Below are 15,321 nucleotides of genomic sequence, written 5' to 3' on the forward strand. Positions count from 1 at the left end.
AAACTTTTCCCAGCTTTTTATATATACTATTAGATTTGTTAGAGTGAAGTCAAAAAAGTGATTCCACCTAAAATAACACCAGCTGAATTTGGAATGATTAGTATCCAATCCTTCTTAGGTTCCTTTGTCCATCCATAAATAACCCAGATTAAGCAAGATATAGCAGCTGATAAAGGTTGAAATGGTTGAGCTTTATTTCCCTGTAAATTAGCGATAATTTGAGGTATGTAGGCAATAAATACTATAATTCCAATAAAGGCACCAATAGAACCTACGATTCGATTAATTTTTTGTTTTGTCATATACACCTCCTTCAAAAGGATAACATAGAAATTAGCGAAATGCAATAAATTCAGATACAAATTGTAACGAAAACGAATACAAAAGCACAAAAATAGAGAAACTATTTATTTTTTGTTATAGTCAAAGCGAATGACTTGCTCCTGTGCATCTACATGGGCATGGACGCCAAAGGGGACAATTGCTCTTGGAGTTGCGTGGCCAACATTTAGATTATAGAGAATCGGGATATTGCTGTCAATAATATCCAATAGTGCCTCTTTATAGTCGCCATAGAAAGTTTCATCCATAGGTTTTCCGACCAGGAGTCCACTGATGACCTCGAATATCCCAGTGTTTTTTAAAGTCCGCAACATCTTTTTGAAGTCTTCTGGTTCAGGCTTTTCTTCGCTTGTCTCTAGCAAGAGGATCTTTCCTTCCCAGTCTGACAAGTCAGGGAAAAGTTTGTATTTTTGGCAGAGCTCCGTGCTGTCTGCGTATCGAGAGTTGTCAAAGATATCGTAGAGGGATTCGAGGCAACCACCGAGGATTTCCCCCTCGAATTGGGCATTTCCTTGCAACAACTCAAAGCCGGTATTTGCATGACTGACACGAGGTGTCCCCAGAGCTTTGGAACTAAAATCAGTTCGTTCATCATACCAAACGTCACTAGGGCGGATTTCTGAGATTTTTCCCGTCTCAATCAATTCTTTAAAGTAGTGAAGGCTATAGGGCAACATCTCCTTGTCTAATTCACAAATGTCTGCTAAAAAGGATTGACCGTAAAAAGTCTTGATTCCTAGTTTATGCAACATGAGATGGTTCATGCTTGTATCCGAGAAGCCAAGAAATATTTTTTGGTTGATAACCTTTTGGAGTTGGTCATTTTCAAAAAGATAATGTAGTAAGCGATAGGTATCGTCTCCACCGATGGCACATAGGATCATATCGATGCTATTATCAGAAAAGGCATGAATCAAATCCTCTGCACGAGCTTCAGGATGGTCCTTGATAAAGTCTAATCCTTTTTGCGAATGGGGCAAAAAGATAGGATTGAGTCCCAGGTCCTTGAGACGTTGGACACCCAAGTCCACTTCATGTTTGACAAAGTCCTCTCCGATAATGCCACTAGATAAACTAACAATACCGATAGTAGAAATCATATCTCATCCTCCTAGAAATAGATTGAGCCTATTTTATCACAAAAGATAAGAGAAAGCTATGTGGGATGTCAGAAGAATACTTTTAATACTCTTCGAAAATCTATTCAAACCACGTCAGCTTTATCTGCAACCTCAAAGCTGTGCTTTGATCAATCTGCAGCTAGCTTCCTAGTTTGCTCTTTGATTTTCATTGAGTATAAAATATCTGAGAATATAGAAAAAAGCTGAGAAATTTTTCCCAGCTTTTTATATATACTGTTAGATTTGTTAAAGTGAAGTCAAAAAAGTGATTCCGCCTAAAATAACACCAGCTGAATTTGGAATGATTAGTATCCAATCTTTCTTAGGTTCTTTTGTCCATCCATAAATAACCCAGATTAAGCAAGATATAGCAGCTGATAAAGGTTGAAATGGTTGAGCTTTATTTCCCTGTAAATTAGCGATAATTTGAGGTATATAGGCAATAAATACTATAATTCCAATAAAGGCACCAATGGAACCTACGATTCGATTAATTTTTTGTTTTGTCATATTTCCCTCCAATTATAGAGTATCAAAATGATTGTAAATAAGCAAGGAATATGTTTACTTATGGTTATTGTATGTATGAAATAGAATAAAATGTCTGTTTTTCTTATTCTAAAGAGGATAAATATTAAAAATAGATAGAGTTGATTTTTACTTGATTTTTAAAGATTAAATGAATGGTAAAGGGTAAAAAAATCTCGGTTCTTGTGATGTTGAACCAAGATACGTTTCTATTCTTCTTAATAGCGTGTTGGTCCTGCACTTGCGCTGCGGATATTCAAGCGTTTCTTGAGATAGAAGCGAAGGGCTAGGAGGGTTGCTCCGATAATAGCTAGTGGCAATGGAGCAAGTACTGGGTTAAGGCTAGCTGGTAGGAAGCTTGTTGCAAAGAAGACAAGCAACCAAAGGAACATAGAAACTAGGATAACCAGTACAGATTTCCAGAAAGGTGGACGTTGACTGCGGTCCATATCAGGCCCGTAGTATTGGTAAACAAAGTAGTACATCAAGTAGAAGGCAAATCCACCAACAAGTCCAACTAATAGGAGGGTAATCAAACCGTAACCGATAGCTTGATCTGCTGAGAAGAAGGTTGTGAGGGCGCTGACGAGGGCAAAGAGGCTAGTGATGAAAAGGGCTGAATCCATAATCATCAGTTTTGGATCATCATTTTCTTTTGGATGCTCTTTTTCGTACTGCTCTTTGACAGTGAAGCTATGAGCCCAGTGAGTTGGTGCGCCATAGAGGGAGCGAGCAGTCGTACCTTTGGCTTGCTCCTCAAGGATTTGGGGAATAACTTCCTCAAAAATAGTCTTGATTTCAGCGTCTGTTTTCCCATCTTTGATGAATTGTTGGGTAGCGATGTGGACAAATTCTTGGTTTTTCTTTGTTAATTTTTGTAAATCAATCTGAGACATAGGAACTCCTCTTAGAACCATTTTTTATGGATGAGATAGAGAGTGAGCGAGACACTCATAGCAAAGGCGATAAAGACGATTAACCAGAAGGCATTTGGCTCTCCGTTTAGGGGGATTTCATTATCCTTAAAGTTCATCCCGTAGGCAGAGAAGACCATGGTTGGGATGGACATAACGATGGTCACAAGGGCCAAGGTTTTCATGATGTTGTTCTGGTTGTTGGAAATGATAGAGGCAAAGGTCTCTGTCATAGAATGCAAGACGTTTCCATAAATGTCTGCCATCTCGATGGCCTGTTGGGTTTCAATCAGGGTATCTTCAAGCAGGTCTTCGTCCTCAAGGTATTTCTTGATATTGCTGGTTGAGCTGGTCAATTTCTTAATCACGCGCTCATTTGTTTTGAGGGAGGCCTTGAAATAGACGATGGTTTTTTCCAATTCCATGAGCTCAATCAATTCTTCATTACGAGTTGATTGATGCAGTTGACTTTCGATTTGTTCACTCTTACGATCAATCGAACGAAGGGCTGTTAGGTAAAGCTCTGCATTGCGATAGAGAATCTGAAAGATGAAACGCGAACGCATGAAGGTGTAGAAATTACGCAATCGACGGTTGATAAAGACATCGAGGACCGGTAATGGTTCCAAACAAGTAGTGATAATGGTTTCCTCTGTGATGATAATACCAAGCGGGATGGTGACGTAGTAGGTGCGGTTATTTCTTTCCTCTGTGACTGGAACGTCAACGATAATCAGGGTATACTCGTCTTCAATCGTAATACGAGACATTTCTTCCGCATCGAGCGGTGCTCGAAGGTCGGCAATATCGATATCGAAGGCGTTAGCGATTTCGAGTGATTCATTTTGAGTTGGATTGACGAGATTGATCCAAGTACCCGGTTCAAGCGTATCGATCTCTTTAAATTCAGTTGTTGTAGAGAGAAAAACTTGTTTCATATCCCTTATCCTTTCTCATTTTTCAGATTTTTTCACACCGTACTATTATACTACAAAATCGGCCTTTTGGGTAATAGAATCTCACTTTTTTTGGTATAATGGTAAGCAATAATGGACTAGAAAGAACAAAGATGCAAGATAAAATTGTCATTCATGGGGCGCGTGCCCATAATTTAAAAAATATTGATGTGGAGATTCCACGAGACAAGCTGGTTGTAGTGACTGGTTTGTCAGGTTCAGGGAAATCCAGTTTGGCCTTTGATACCCTCTATGCGGAGGGACAACGTCGCTATGTGGAGAGTTTGTCAGCCTACGCTCGTCAATTCTTGGGGAATATGGAGAAGCCTGATGTAGATGCTATTGATGGTCTCAGCCCAGCTATTTCTATCGACCAGAAAACGACTAGCAAAAACCCTCGTTCGACGGTGGGAACTACGACTGAAATCAATGACTATCTGCGTCTCCTCTACGCGCGTGTGGGGACGCCTTACTGTATCAACGGGCATGGGGCTATCAAGGCTTCTTCTGTGGAGCAAATCGTTGATAAGGTTTTGGAGTTACCTGAACGCCAACGTCTGCAAATCTTAGCCCCAGTTATCCGCAAGAAAAAAGGCCAACATAAGAGTGTTATCGAGAAGATTCAGAAAGATGGGTATGTCCGTGTTCGTGTGGATGGGGAAGTCTATGATGTGACTGAAGTGCCAGACTTGTCCAAGAGCAAGCAACACAATATCGATGTCGTAGTTGACCGTATTGTTATTAAGGAGGGTATTCGTAGTCGGCTCTTTGATTCCATTGAGGCTGCCCTTCGTATCGCAGAAGGTTATGTCATTATCGATACTATGGACGACTCTGAGTTGCTCTTCTCTGAGCATTATGCCTGTCCAGTTTGTGGCTTTACTGTTCCAGAGTTAGAGCCACGTCTCTTCTCCTTCAATGCTCCTTTTGGTTCTTGTAGTGAGTGTGATGGCTTGGGCATCAAGCTGGAGGTGGATACTGATTTGGTGGTGCCAGATGCCAGCAAAACCTTACGTGAGGGGGCGCTAGCTCCGTGGAATCCTATCTCATCCAACTACTATCCAAATATGCTGGAGCAGGCTATGACAGCTTTTGGAGTGGATATGGATAAGCCTTTTGAGGACTTGTCAGAAGAGGATAAGAACTTGATTCTCTACGGCTCAGATGGCAAGGAATTCCATTTCCATTATGAAAATGAATTTGGTGGTGTACGCGATATTGACATTCCGTTTGAAGGAGTTGTCAATAATATTAAACGTCGTTACCATGAAACTAATAGCGATTATACTCGCACCCAGATGCGCCTTTACATGAATGAGCTGACCTGCGGAACCTGTCATGGTTACCGTCTTAATGATCAGGCCTTGTCTGTCCGTGTGGGTGGTGAGCAAGGGCCACATATCGGAGAAATTTCAGACCTGTCTATCGCAGACCACTTGGAATTAGTCAGTCAGTTGACTCTTTCTGAAAATGAAGCCATCATCGCTCGTCCCATTCTCAAGGAAATCAAGGATCGTTTGACCTTCCTTAATAACGTGGGTCTCAACTATCTGACCCTGTCACGTTCGGCAGGAACTCTTTCAGGCGGAGAAAGTCAGCGTATTCGTTTGGCAACCCAGATTGGTTCTAACCTATCAGGCGTCCTCTATATCCTAGATGAGCCGTCAATTGGTCTTCATCAGAGGGATAATGACCGTCTGATTGCCAGTCTCAAAAAGATGCGTGATTTGGGTAATACTCTCATAGTAGTGGAACATGATGAAGATACCATGCGCGAAGCGGATTATCTGATTGACGTTGGTCCCGGTGCCGGTGTTTTTGGTGGGGAAATTGTTGCGGCAGGTACGCCTAAACAGGTAGCTCGTAACAGTAAGTCTATCACAGGCCAGTACTTGTCAGGCAAACGTACCATTCCAGTACCAGACGAGCGTCGTGTGGGGAATGGTCGTTTTATCGCAGTGACAGGAGCGCGTGAGAACAACCTGCAAAATGTCACAGCTCGCTTTCCACTAGGAAAATTCATCGCGGTGACAGGGGTATCAGGTTCAGGGAAATCGACCCTAATCAATAGCATTCTCAAAAAAGCTATTGCCCAGAAGCTCAACCGTAATTCAGACAAGCCTGGTAAATTCAAGACCATCACAGGGATTGAGCATGTAGACCGTTTGATTGACATTGACCAGAGTCCAATTGGACGAACGCCGAGGTCCAACCCTGCTACCTATACAGGTGTCTTTGACGATATACGTGACCTCTTTGCTCAAACAAATGAAGCCAAGATTCGAGGTTACAAGAAGGGTCGTTTCAGTTTCAACGTCAAGGGTGGTCGTTGTGAAGCCTGCTCAGGTGACGGGATTATCAAGATTGAGATGCACTTCTTGCCAGATGTTTATGTGGCTTGTGAAGTTTGCCACGGAACCCGCTACAACAGTGAAACTCTAGAAGTTCACTACAAGGAAAAAAATATCTCGCAGGTCTTGGATATGACCGTCAACGATGCGGTAGAATTTTTCCAACACATTCCAAAGATTCAACGCAAACTTCAGACCATCAAGGATGTGGGACTGGGCTATGTGACGCTAGGGCAACCAGCTACCACCCTTTCTGGGGGAGAAGCACAGCGTATGAAGCTGGCTAGTGAACTTCACAAACGATCGACAGGAAAATCTTTTTACATTCTGGATGAGCCGACGACAGGTCTTCATACCGAGGATATCGCTCGCTTGCTCAAGGTTTTAGCTCGCTTTGTCGATGATGGCAATACAGTTCTTGTCATTGAGCACAATCTGGATGTTATCAAGACGGCAGACCATATTATTGACTTGGGACCTGAGGGCGGTGTCGGTGGTGGAACCATCATCGCAACAGGAACTCCAGAAGAAGTAGCGGCCAACGAAGCCAGCTACACAGGACAGTATTTGAAAGGAAAGTTACATCATGAATAAACGTGTACAAGCATTTCTAGCTAAAATGCAAGAAAAAGAACTAGATGGTATCATCATCAATAACCTTAAAAACGTCTATTATTTGACTGGTTTTTGGGGCTCAAACGGAACAGTCTTTATCAGCCGTGACCGTCAGGTCTTGGTGACGGATTCTCGCTACATCATTGCAGCCAAGCAAGAAACCAGTGGGTTTGAGATTGTGGCTGATCGTGATGAATTGGTTGTCATTGCAGGAATTGTTAAGGACATGGGCTTGTCTCGCATCGGTTTTGAGGATGAGATTTCGGTGTCTTATTATCGCCGTATGCAGGCAACCTTTGAAGGAATTGACTTGCTTCCACAAACTCAGTTTGTAGAAGGTCTTCGAATGATTAAGGATGAAGCGGAGATTGCAGCTATTCGCAAGGCTTGTTCTATCTCAGACCAAGCTTTCCGCGATGCGCTTGACTTTATTAAGCCAGGAAAGACTGAAATTGAGATTGCCAACTTCCTTGACTTCCGCATGCGTGAGTTGGGAGCATCTGGCTTGTCTTTTGATACGATTCTAGCTAGCGGTATCAATTCTTCTAAGCCTCATGCCCATCCTATGCATAAACCAGTTGAGCTAGGAGAAGCCATTACTATGGACTTCGGTTGCCTTTATGACCACTATGTCAGTGATATGACACGGACTATCTATCTAGGGCATGTCAGCGACGAGCAGGCAGAGATTTACAATACGGTTCTCAAAGCCAATCAAGCCTTGATTGACCAGGCTAAGGCTGGCTTAGGTTTCCGTGACTTTGACAAAATCCCTCGTGATATTATCATCGAGGCAGGCTATGGCGACTACTTTACCCACGGTATCGGACACGGTATTGGACTGGATATCCATGAGGAACCATACTTTAGCCAGACTTCTACAGAAACTATTAAGGCGGGTATGGCCTTGACCGATGAACCAGGTATCTATATCGAAGGCAAATATGGAGTTCGTATTGAGGATGATATCTTGATTACAGAGACAGGTTGTGAATTGTTGACCCTAGCTCCAAAAGAGTTGATAGTTATTTAAGAGTTAAACAACTCAAATGATTGACTTTTAAATTTTAAAGGTTTATACTGAAAGACGAAAACGGTAGGTGAGGCTACCATAGGGATACGGATGACTACCGCAAAGCAGTGGAGACACTACTCGTTGGTCAACAGTCCTGGTCGCGAAGGCCAAGACTAAGCTCATTTCATTGCCCTATGGAGTTAAAGCTTGAACGAAAAAACAGATAATTAGTTTTTTAATCCTGCCATTTTTTGATGGTAGGATTTTCTGCTGTTTAAAACAAAGAAAGGAGACAGACGATGCAAATTGACGATCATCCGGAACCGCACATACACAGCCAATCGCTGATTTGTGTCGTTCTGCCCTTATAAAGTGATTGGTATCTGTGTATGAAACACATCATTCATACAGATAGGAGAAACCAATGAAAACTACAAAAGAAAGATTAGCAACAGCTATTCAAGTCCCTTTAGACGAGAGTCTAACTTTTTATCATACCAGTTTAAACGGTTTGATAGAGGAACAAGTCGAAAAAAATCGTGACCTCTATGGCGAAAATGTGATTACCAAAGGCCAAGAAGATTCGATTTTGAAAAAGATTTACGAATCGATTATCAATCCATTTACAATCATCTTACTGGTCATCGCCGTGATTTCCTTGGTGACCAATGTCTGGTTGGCAAAACCAGGTCAAGAGGATCCGACGACTTCTATTATCATCGTTGTCCTAGTCCTCATTTCTGGTGGCATACGCTTTGTCCAAGAACTCCGTAGTGATAAGGCTGCGACCAATCTATCAAAAATGATTGTCAACACAGCGACTGTCATTCGTCAAGGAGAAATCCAAGAAGTACCTATCGATGATTTGGTAGTGGGTGACGTGGTTAAATTAAGCGCTGGAGATATGATTCCAGCAGATCTTCTTTTATTTGAGTCGCGCGATTTCTTTGTACAACAGTCAGGCTTGACAGGTGAAAGTGAATCGGTTGAAAAATTGGCCTTGACCAAGGCAACAGTTCAACAATCTGATAGTCTGCTAGAAGCAGAAGCGCTCGCCTTTATGGGAACAAATGTCTTATCTGGTAGTGCCAAGGCCGTGGTTTTAGCAGTTGGTGATGATACCATGATGGGGGCCATTGAGCAGACTTTGAACACCTATGATGAACCTACTTCGTTTGAACGGGAGATGAATAGTATTTCGTGGCTCCTGATTCGTTTGATGCTGGTCATGGTGCCCATCGTTTTCTTGTCCAATGGTTTAACAGATGGTGACTGGCTGGAAGCTGGCGTATTTGCTTTGAGTGTTGGTGTTGGATTGACACCTGAGATGCTTCCTATGATTATCACGGCCAGTCTAGCAAAGGGCTCCATCATTATGGCCAAGGAAAAAGTAGTTATCAAGAAACTCAATGCCATACAGGACTTAGGGGCGATTGATATTTTGTGTACAGATAAGACAGGAACTCTAACCCAAGACGAAATTGTCCTTGAATATCCCTTGGACATCCACGGACGCTTGGATTTGACCGTCTTGAGACGAGCTTATCTCAATTCTTATTTTCAAACGGGCTTGAAAAATTTGATGGACAGAGCCATCATCAAACGGACTGAAAAGGAAGCTAAAGAACACACCCTCTTGCAAAATCTGGCTCAAACTTTTCAAAAAATAGATGAGCTTCCCTTTGATTTTGAACGTAGACGGATGAGTGTTATCGTTAAGGATGAACACGAAGTTGTTAGTTTGGTAACCAAGGGTGCCCTAGAGGAAATGTTGACGATTTCCAGTTATGCGGAATACCAAGGAGTGATTACTCCTTTGACAGATGTTATTAGAGAAGAAATTTTAGCAGAAGTCAGACAACTAAATCAACAAGGTTTGCGTGTCTTGGGAGTGGCCTATAAGTCAGGTTTGAGGGAAGATCATGCCTATACAGTTGATGATGAAGGGGATATGATTCTAACTGGTTATTTAGCCTTCCTAGATCCTCCTAAACCATCTGCAGCACCAGCAATTAAGGCTCTGTTAGAGCATGGGGTTCAAACAAAGATTTTGACGGGAGATAACGAAAAAGTTACCCAAGCAGTCTGTGAAAAGGTTGGTTTGGATATCAATCAGATGCTGTTAGGATCTGAAATTGATCAGATGAGTGATCAAGAATTGGCTCAAGCCGTGGAGGAGGTAACAGTCTTTGCCAAACTTTCTCCTGACCAAAAAGCAAGGATTATTTTGCAATTTAAGGCTAATGGTCATGCTGTTGGCTATATGGGAGATGGGATCAATGATGCTCCTTCTATGAAAGTCGCAGATGTAGGAATTTCTGTTGATACAGCAGTAGATATTGCCAAAGAAACGGCTGATGTTATCCTACTTGATAAGGATCTCATGGTGCTTGAAAAAGGACTTGTTGAAGGGCGTAAGGTCTATGCCAATATGACTAAATATATCAAAATGACAGTGAGTTCTAATTTTGGAAATATCTTATCCCTATTGGTCTCTGGAATCTTTTTGCCATTTTTACCAATGGCACCAGTCCATTTGATTATCCTAAATCTAGTCTATGATTTGTCTTGTATTGCCTTGCCTTTTGACAAGGTGGATAAAGATTTTTTAAGAAATCCGCATACCTGGGAAGCTAAGTCTATCACACGTTTCATGATTTGGATGGGGCCTATCTCTTCTGCCTTTGATATTTTGACCTTCAGTTTGCTTTATTTTATCATTGTACCCATGACAACAGGTCAAACTTATGTTCATGGGGCAGAGTCTGCCGTAGGCTTTATTGTTTTGTTCCAAACGGGGTGGTTTATCGAGTCCATGTGGTCGCAGACTATGGTTATCCATATGTTGCGTTCAGCCAAAATTCCCTTTTTACAAAGTCGTCCAGCTTGGCTAGTCCTTGTGACAACCTTATTGGCTGCAGCCTTTGTGACCTTCCTTCCCTACAGTCTACTAGCTAGCCTTCTTCATCTAACTCCTTTGAAACCGATTTATTTTATCTTTTTAATTTTCATCATCATTTTGTACATGATTAGCGTGACAATTGTGAAAAAAATCTATATCAAGAAATATAAAGAATGGCTGTAAATTTCATTTTGTCAAGAAAAAAGTACGAAAATGACGAAAAAAGTCAAAAAAATTTAAAAATAGGTCGCAAGTCGGATGTTTTTTATGGTATAATAGACTAAACTGATAGTAACATGTAGCGAAAGGGGTAGGTACATGATTAAAATTTATACAGTCTCAAGTTGTACTAGCTGTAAAAAAGCAAAAACCTGGCTCAATGCCCACCAGTTAAGTTATAAAGAACAAAACCTTGGTAAAGAAGGAATTACGAGAGAAGAATTACTGGATATTCTGACAAAAACAGATAACGGAATAGCCAGCATCGTTTCGTCTAAAAATCGTTATGCCAAAGCCCTTGGAGTGGATATTGAAGATTTGAGTGTCAACGAAGTCCTCAATCTGATTATGGAAACACCGAGAATTTTAAAGAGCCCAATCCTTGTAGATGAAAAACGCCTGCAAGTTGGCTACAAGGAAGACGATATTCGTGCCTTCCTACCACGCTCTGTCCGTAATGTAGAAAATGCAGAAGCACGTTTGCGTGCAGCTCTATAAACATCAAGACTGGGAGCAACTCCCAGTCTTATTTTAATTTCAAAAAGAAAGAAGAAAGAAATGAAAAAAATAGTTCTTGTTAGTCTAGCTTTCCTTTTTGTCCTGGTTGGTTGTGGACAGAAAAAAGAAACTGGACCAGCTACAAAAACAGAAAAGGATACGCTTCAGTCGGCGTTGCCAGTTATTGAAAATGCCGAGAAGAATACAGTTGTCACCAAGACTTTGGTCTTGCCCAAGTCAGATGATGGTAGCCAGCAAACCCAAACCATTACATACAAGGATAAGACTTTTTTGAACCTAACCATTCAACAAAAGCGTCCAGTCTCAGATGAGTTGAAGACCTATATTGACCAACATGGTGTGGAAGAAACTCAAAAAGCTCTCCTTGAGGCTGAGGAGAAGGATGAGTCCATCATAGAAGCTCGTAAATTGGCAGGCTTTAAGCTTGAAACCAAACTATTGAGCGCAACGGAACTTCAAACAACGACTAGTTTTGATTTTCAAGTTCTGGATGTCAAGAAGGCTTCTCAGTTGGAATATCTGAAGAATATTGGCTTAGAAAATCTCTTGAAGAATGAACCAAGCAAATATATTTCAGATAGATTGGCAAATGGTGCGACAGAACAATAGAAAATCCAAATAAATAGACTGCCTGAATTGTAGAAGGTAAGGAATTATGCTATAATGGTACTATTCTAAGGAAAGAGGGTGTTAGAATGGGATTTACTGAAGAAACAGTACGTTTTAAATTGGACGATTCCAATAAAAAAGAAATTAGCGAAACTTTGACTGATGTCTATGCTTCGTTGAACGATAAGGGCTACAACCCAATTAACCAAATCGTAGGCTACGTATTGAGTGGAGATCCTGCCTACGTTCCTCGTTATAATAATGCACGAAATCAAATCCGTAAATATGAGCGTGATGAAATCGTTGAGGAATTGGTTCGCTACTACCTAAAAGGACAAGGAGTCGATCTATAACCTATGAGAATTATGGGATTGGATGTCGGCTCAAAAACGGTAGGGGTGGCGATTAGTGATCCGCTCGGTTTTACAGCTCAAGGACTTGAAATCATCCAAATCAATGAGGAACAAGGCCAATTTGGTTTTGACCGCGTTAAGGAGTTGGTTGATACTTATAAGGTGGAACGATTTGTAGTGGGTTTGCCTAAAAACATGAACAATACAAGCGGACCGCGCGTGGAAGCTAGTCAAGCATACGGAGCAAAGCTAGAAGAGCTTTTTGGTTTACCAGTAGACTATCAGGATGAACGCTTGACAACAGTTGCCGCAGAGCGCATGTTGATTGAACAAGCAGATATCAGTCGCAATAAGCGCAAGAAAGTCATTGATAAGTTAGCAGCTCAGCTGATTTTACAAAATTATTTAGATAGAAAATTTTAATATAAAGGAGAGGCTATGTCACACGATCATAACCACGACCACGAAGAACGTGAACTAATCACACTAGTAGATGAGCAAGGAAATGAAACCTTGTTTGAAATCCTTTTGACGATTGACGGAAAAGAAGAATTTGGTAAAAACTATGTTCTTCTAGTACCGGTTAACGCAGAAGAAGACGAAGACGGACAAGTTGAAATACAAGCTTACTCATTCATCGAAAACGAAGATGGAACAGAAGGCGAATTGCAACCAATCCCAGAAGACTCAGAAGACGAATGGAACATGATTGAAGAAGTCTTCAACAGCTTTCTGGAGGAGTAAAAACGTCCGGGGGACGTTTTTAGCCTGACGCTAAAAATAAAAACCGTCAGTAAGTCCAGTGGACGTGTTTAGCCCTGCGCTAGAAATTAGAAACGCAGGCACATCCAGTGAACATTTTTACCCCAGTTCCTTTAAATAAGAGAGAACTGGTAAGTCCGGGGGACGTTTTTATCCCAAGTTAATATTCATAGTTGCTAGTGATTAGCTAACCAGGTAAGAGGTCGGGACGAAAATCCTGACCTCGTTTTTGTTAGTTATGAGATTTTATTGAGGCAGTTGATTGAACCTGTAATTAAGGAGATGTGTATGTTTGAAGTAGAAGAATGGCTCCATAGTCGGATTGGTTTGAATTTTCGGTCAGGCTTGAGCCGAATGCAACAAGCGGTGGATTTGTTAGGAAATCCTGAGCAGTCTTACCCTATTATCCACGTCACTGGGACTAATGGAAAAGGCTCTACCATTGCTTTTATGAGGGAGTTATTTATGGGGCATGGCAAAAAAGTTGCGACCTTTACCTCCCCTCATATCGTCTCTATCAATGACCGAATTTGCATTGATGGGAAACCAATAGCAGACGCAGACTTTATCCGTTTGGCGGAACAGGTCAAGGAGATGGAGAAAACGCTTCTGCAAACCCATGATCAGTTGTCCTTTTTTGAATTGCTGACCTTGATTGCTTTTCTTTATTTTAGAGAGCAAGAGGTGGATTTGGTTTTACTAGAAGTGGGAATTGGCGGCTTACTTGACACGACCAATGTGGTAACTGGAGAGATTGCTGTCATCACCTCCATTGGGCTTGACCATCAGGAGACCTTGGGCGATAGTCTAGAAGCCATCGCAGAGCAGAAAGCTGGTATTTTTAAGGCTGGTAAAAAGGCAGTGATTGCTAAGTTGCCTTCAGCAACTAGGCTTGTCTGTCAGAAAAAAGCCGACTCTTTAGCTGTTGACCTTTATCGGGCAAGTCAGGATTTTTCAATGCTGAATGGGGATTTTTCAAGCTCTATGGCTAACCTTTCGCAGTTGAAAATAGGCTTAGAAGGGGCTTATCAGCAGGAAAATGCAGCTTTGGCGCTACAAACCTTTCTCCTCTTTATGAGGGAAGGAAAGGAAGTTGTTGATGAGCATGCTGTAAGAAAGGCATTGGAACAGACCCATTGGGCTGGGCGTTTGGAGCGTATTCGTCCTCAGATTTACTTGGACGGTGCTCATAACCTCCCTGCCTTGACTCGCTTAGTTGAATTTATTAAAGAAAAAGAGCAGGAAGGATATCGTCCTCAAATCCTATTTGGAGCCTTGAAACGTAAGGATTATCAAGGGATGTTGGCTTATCTGACTGAAAATTTGCCTCAGGTGGAACTCAAGGTGACTGGTTTTGACTATCAAGGTTCTCTGGACGAGACAGATGTAACAGGTTACCATGTAATTCCCTCTTACCGAGAATTTATTAGCGATTTTGAAGAAAGAGCAGAAGACCAGGATTTGTTGTTCATTACAGGGTCTCTCTATTTTATCTCAGAAGTACGGAGCCACATACTAGAACGTGAGCAGATAAATTGACCACTTTAGCAAGTCTTAGTCTCTTAGTAGCTTGTTCGCAAAGGCCCCAACAGGTTCAACAACCAGCAGCTCAACCGCAAACACAACAAACTCAGCAATCACAACCTGCTGCTTCATCTTCCACAGAAAATACAAACCAGGCAACGACAAGTTCTTCACAAAATGCGCCTGAGGCTCAACCAACTAATATTGATGGGACTTATACCGATCAGGACGAAGGAGGCCGTATCACTTTGGTAGTGACTGGTATGTGGACACAGGTAGAATCTGACGGGGATCAGAAAGTCAAACAGGTCACATTTGATGCAGCAAATCAACGCATGATTATTGGGGATAATGTCAAGATTTATGCAATCAATGGAAATCAGATGATTATTGACGATATGGATAGAGAAGCGTCTGATCGCATCGTTTTATCAAAATAGACTAGAAGGAGACGGGATTTTTCGGTCTCTTTTATGATTACTCAGAAAAATAATCATAAATACTTGCCTTCTACTGAATACCTGCGTTATACTAGTATTAATACTCTTCGAAAATCAAATTCAAACCACGTCAGCTTCGCCTTGCCGTACA

At 41.6% G+C, this 15,321-nt stretch carries 15 protein-coding genes and 1 riboswitch; of the genes, 10 read left to right on the forward strand and 5 right to left on the reverse strand.

The window, feature by feature from the left end; genetic code table 11:
- Positions 1-38: 38 nt before the first annotated feature.
- The 5 genes from SMSK597_RS03775 to SMSK597_RS03795 form a co-directional block, all read right to left on the reverse strand.
- The gene (locus SMSK597_RS03775) at positions 39-302 is read right to left on the reverse strand and encodes a SemiSWEET family transporter (protein WP_000166114.1); all 264 of its coding nucleotides are present in this window, start codon (positions 300-302) and stop codon (positions 39-41) included.
- A gap of 105 nt (positions 303-407) precedes the next feature.
- Complete coding sequence (locus tag SMSK597_RS03780) at positions 408-1,442, reverse strand: S66 family peptidase (RefSeq protein WP_000626037.1); 1,035 nt, start codon at positions 1,440-1,442, stop codon at positions 408-410.
- A gap of 267 nt (positions 1,443-1,709) precedes the next feature.
- On the reverse strand, positions 1,710-1,973 hold the full coding sequence (locus SMSK597_RS03785; protein ID WP_000166114.1) for a SemiSWEET family transporter: 264 nt from the start codon (positions 1,971-1,973) through the stop codon (positions 1,710-1,712).
- A gap of 236 nt (positions 1,974-2,209) precedes the next feature.
- A complete protein-coding gene (locus SMSK597_RS03790; protein ID WP_000078019.1) occupies positions 2,210-2,887 on the reverse strand; it encodes a DUF1129 domain-containing protein in 678 nt (225 codons plus the stop codon).
- A gap of 11 nt (positions 2,888-2,898) precedes the next feature.
- Complete coding sequence (locus SMSK597_RS03795) at positions 2,899-3,843, reverse strand: magnesium transporter CorA family protein (protein WP_000815623.1); 945 nt, start codon at positions 3,841-3,843, stop codon at positions 2,899-2,901.
- Between the two features lie 131 nt (positions 3,844-3,974).
- Here SMSK597_RS03795 and uvrA point away from each other — a divergent pair, with 131 nt between their 5' ends.
- The 10 genes from uvrA (at position 3,975) to SMSK597_RS03845 (ending at position 15,170) form a co-directional block, all read left to right on the forward strand.
- On the forward strand, positions 3,975-6,806 hold the full coding sequence (gene uvrA, locus SMSK597_RS03800) for an excinuclease ABC subunit UvrA (protein WP_001152854.1): 2,832 nt from the start codon (positions 3,975-3,977) through the stop codon (positions 6,804-6,806).
- Positions 6,799-7,860: a M24 family metallopeptidase gene (locus SMSK597_RS03805; protein ID WP_001042865.1), complete on the forward strand. Its 1,062-nt coding sequence runs from the start codon at positions 6,799-6,801 to the stop codon at positions 7,858-7,860. The genes uvrA and SMSK597_RS03805 overlap by 8 nt, the downstream gene beginning before the upstream one ends.
- 57 nt (positions 7,861-7,917) lie before the next feature.
- Positions 7,918-8,069, forward strand: a riboswitch (M-box (ykoK) riboswitch).
- Positions 8,070-8,266: 197 nt separating this feature from the next.
- Positions 8,267-10,927 carry a magnesium-translocating P-type ATPase gene (mgtA, locus tag SMSK597_RS03810; RefSeq protein WP_000858864.1) on the forward strand — a complete coding sequence of 887 codons (2,661 nt, stop codon included), beginning with the start codon at positions 8,267-8,269 and terminating at the stop codon, positions 10,925-10,927.
- A gap of 135 nt (positions 10,928-11,062) precedes the next feature.
- Positions 11,063-11,461, forward strand: coding sequence for a transcriptional regulator Spx (spx, locus tag SMSK597_RS03815; protein WP_000591165.1), 399 nt, complete (start codon positions 11,063-11,065; stop codon positions 11,459-11,461).
- A gap of 60 nt (positions 11,462-11,521) precedes the next feature.
- Entirely contained in the window at positions 11,522-12,091 is a 570-nt protein-coding gene (locus tag SMSK597_RS03820; RefSeq protein ID WP_000725132.1) for an SP0191 family lipoprotein, read from the forward strand.
- A gap of 86 nt (positions 12,092-12,177) precedes the next feature.
- Complete coding sequence (locus SMSK597_RS03825; RefSeq protein WP_000507059.1) at positions 12,178-12,444, forward strand: IreB family regulatory phosphoprotein; 267 nt, start codon at positions 12,178-12,180, stop codon at positions 12,442-12,444.
- A 3-nt stretch (positions 12,445-12,447) separates the two neighbouring features.
- Positions 12,448-12,867, forward strand: coding sequence for a Holliday junction resolvase RuvX (ruvX, locus tag SMSK597_RS03830; RefSeq protein ID WP_004239076.1), 420 nt, complete (start codon positions 12,448-12,450; stop codon positions 12,865-12,867).
- Positions 12,868-12,882: 15 nt separating this feature from the next.
- A complete protein-coding gene (locus tag SMSK597_RS03835) occupies positions 12,883-13,188 on the forward strand; it encodes a DUF1292 domain-containing protein (RefSeq protein ID WP_000017619.1) in 306 nt (101 codons plus the stop codon).
- A gap of 306 nt (positions 13,189-13,494) precedes the next feature.
- Complete coding sequence (locus SMSK597_RS03840) at positions 13,495-14,745, forward strand: bifunctional folylpolyglutamate synthase/dihydrofolate synthase (protein ID WP_000464357.1); 1,251 nt, start codon at positions 13,495-13,497, stop codon at positions 14,743-14,745.
- On the forward strand, positions 14,742-15,170 hold the full coding sequence (locus SMSK597_RS03845; protein WP_000209094.1) for an SP_0198 family lipoprotein: 429 nt from the start codon (positions 14,742-14,744) through the stop codon (positions 15,168-15,170). Before SMSK597_RS03840 ends, SMSK597_RS03845 begins: the two co-directional genes overlap by 4 nt.
- Positions 15,171-15,321: the final 151 nt, after the last annotated feature.

Origin of the sequence: Streptococcus mitis SK597, assembly GCF_000148545.1 — a bacterium.
GTDB classification, from domain to species: domain Bacteria; phylum Bacillota; class Bacilli; order Lactobacillales; family Streptococcaceae; genus Streptococcus; species Streptococcus mitis_C.